The 3,120-nt window shown below is 64.7% G+C and carries 2 protein-coding genes; both read right to left on the minus strand.

Translation table 11 applies throughout. From position 1 onward, the window contains the following. Nucleotides 1-1,511, minus strand: a 1,511-nt coding sequence (locus tag FQV27_RS18615) for a SulP family inorganic anion transporter (protein ID WP_147101582.1), incomplete at its 3' end; no start/stop codon positions are given. Between the two features lie 93 nt (nt 1,512-1,604). Further along, on the minus strand, nt 1,605-3,120 hold a 1,516-nt coding region (locus tag FQV27_RS18620), incomplete at its 5' end, for a bifunctional protein tyrosine phosphatase family protein/NAD(P)/FAD-dependent oxidoreductase (RefSeq protein WP_147101586.1).

Genomic DNA, 3,120 nt, shown 5'->3' on the forward strand with positions numbered 1-3,120 from the left:
GAGCACATGAGGATCACGTGGCGCAGAGCGCCGCCGTCGACCACGCGATCCTGGATCAGATCCTCGAGAAACCGGGCATTTACGAAGTAGAGGCTCTCGTCCACGCGCAGGGTGAGGACATGCGCATCGGTCTCGACCTCGTGCCGGTTGATATTGCGGAAGTGGTTCGTGCCGGGAACGAGCCCGACCTCGGCGACATGGGGCTTCGACGTCTTGTAAAGGTGTAGCGCGATGGACAGGATCACACCTGAGGCAACGCCAATCTCGACGCCCAGGGTCAGGGTCAGGAAGATCGTTGCCGCGACCGCTGTGAAGTCGGCGCGCGAATAGGACCAAGTCCTCTTCAGAATAGAGAAATCGACGAGGCTGAGCACGGCGACGACGATTGTTGCGGCCAACGTCGCGTTGGGCAGGTAATAGACCAGCGGCGTCAGGGCGAGCGCCGCAATCGCGAGGCCGATCGCCGTGAAAGCGCCGGCGGCCGGTGTCTCGGCGCCCGCATCGAAGTTCACGACCGAACGCGCGAAGCCACCGGTGACAGGATAGCCGCCGGTGAAGGCCGCACCGAGGTTGGCGGCGCCGAGGCCGATGAGTTCCTGGTTCGGGTCGATGCGCTGGCGTTTCTTGGCGGCGAGCGTCTGCGCGACGGAAATGGATTCCACGAAGCCGATGATGGAGATCAGGATTGCCGGGATCGCCAGTTGACGGATCAGGTCGGGCGCGAAACCCGGAAGGGTCAGCGGCGGCAGGGCCTGCGGCACCTCGCCGACGATGGAGACGCCTCGGCCTTCAAGATCAAGGACCCATACCGCGAGCGTCGTCACCACGACCGCCGCCACGGGGCCAGCCTTGGTGACGATGTCGGCCAGAAGCGGACCTGCGCCCATCCTGCGCAGGAGCGGCTTCAGTCCCTTGCGCACCCAGAAAAGAAATGCCGTCGCCGTGACGCCTATGACCACCGTTATCGGGTTGATCTGCCCCAGATGTGACAGAAGCGCGCCGACCATCTCGATCAGCGTATGGCCGCCCGCCTCGATCCCGAGGATATGCTTGAGCTGACTCGTCGCGATCAGGATGCCGGACGCGGTGATGAATCCCGCGATCACCGGGTGGCTGAGGAAATTGGCCAGAAACCCCAAGCGGAAGACGCCGAGCAGCAACAGGAAGCCCCCGGAAAGCCCCGCAAGCGTCAGCGCGGCGACGGCATAGCCCGCCGTGCCCTGCTCGGCGACCTGACCGACGGCGGAGGCTGTCAGAAGCGAGACCACTGCCACAGGCCCAACCGCGAGCGCGCGTGAGGTGCCGAAGACCGCGTAGAGGAGGATCGGTGCGATCGAGGCGTAGATTCCCGCCTCTGGCGGCAAGCCTGCCAGAAGCGCATAGGCGAGCGACTGCGGGATCAGCATGATCGTCACGATCACCGCCGCGACGAGATCGTTCGTCAGCGCGGATCGATCATACTGTCGGCCCCATGTAAGGACCGGCAGATAACGGGCAAATCGTAGCTTCATCGAGTTCTCTCAGGATTGGGGAACGGGGCGCAACCTGTGCGCCCCGCTCGCGAACGCGCGGTGGGCGGGAGGAGATGCCGGCGCGCCGTTCAGTTATTTGGCCGCGGTCTCGAGCTTTTCGGGCTTTGCCATCCATTCGCGGCCCCGGAGCATCGCCTGCCAGTAGATCGGCGGCAGCATCTTTTCCTTGAGGAACCACGCGGCGCGGCTTGGCTTCGTTCCGTCGATCACGAAGGACGGGAAACTCGGCTTCACCGCCCCTCCGTACCCAAACTCCGCAAGCACGATCTTGCCGCGCTCGACCGTCAGCGGGCACGAGCCATAGCCGTCGTATTGCGCCACGGCCGAGTGTCCGGCGATGTCGGCGACGATGTTCTCGGCAACGGTCGGCGCCTGTTTCCGCGCCGCTGCCGCAGTCTTGGCATTGGGTGCGTTCATCACGTCGCCAAGCGCCCAGATGTTGTCGAAGCTCTTGTGGCGCAGCGTCGCCTGGTCAACGTCGACCCAGCCCGCCGGATCGGCCAGCGGCGAGACGCGAATGAAGTCCGGCGCTGTCTGCGGCGGGCAGACATGCATCATGTCGAACGCCAACTCGACGCGGCGGGGCTCCCTCTCGGCCTCCTTGACCTCGAAGGTGGCCGTCTTCGCCGGCCCGTCGACCGCCACGAGATTGTGGAAGAAGTCCAGCGTCGCGTCGTACTTCTTCACGTATTCCATCAGTGCCGGCACGTAGTCCTTCACGCCAAAGAGCACGCCGCCCGCGTTGCAGAAGTGGATGTCGATGTCCTTGAGACGACCGGACCGATGCCAGTGGTCGGCCGAGAGATACATCGCCTTCTGCGGCGCGCCGGCGCATTTGATTGGCATCGGCGGCTGGGTGAAGAGCGCGGTGCCGCCGCGCATCTCCTGCACCAGTTGCCAGGTGTAGGGCGCCAGGTCGTAGCGATAGTTCGAGGTCACCCCGTTTCGGCCGAGCGTATCGACAAGGCCTTCGACCTTGCCCCAGTCGAGCTTGAGACCGGGACAGACGACGAGACCATCGTATTTCACGACACGGCAACCATCGAGGATGATCGCGTTGTTCTGCGGCTCGAAGGCCGCGACCGCGGCCTTGATCCACTTGACCCCTTTCGGGATCAGGCTGCCCATTGTCTTGGCGGTTTCCTGTGCCTCGAATATGCCGCCGCCGACCATCGTCCAGCCGGGCTGGTAATAGTGAATTTCGGCGGGATCGATGATCGCGATCTCGAGGCCGGGCTTGCGCGACTTGAGGCTTGCCGCGACTGCGATGCCGCCGGCACCCGCGCCGACGATGACCACTTTGTAGTGCGCATCGCCGGTATCGGTCGGGGTCTTGCCGCCGTTGGCGACGCGGCGCGCGACACCGTTCATGTCATAGCCTGCCGCCTTCGTCATGGCGAGGATCTCGGAGACGGGTCGCCTTTTCGCCTCGTGCAGCGACCAGAGTGTCGCCGAGCGTGTGCCGGTCCGGCAGTAGGCCAGGACCGGGCGTTGCACCTCTGCCAGCGCCTGGCCGAAGGCAGCAACGTCCTGATCGGTCACCATCCCCGACTCAACCGGGACGTAGCGCGTCTCGATTCCCTCGGCC

Source organism: Paracoccus aurantiacus (genome assembly GCF_007993065.1).
Lineage (GTDB): Bacteria > Pseudomonadota > Alphaproteobacteria > Rhodobacterales > Rhodobacteraceae > Paracoccus > Paracoccus aurantiacus.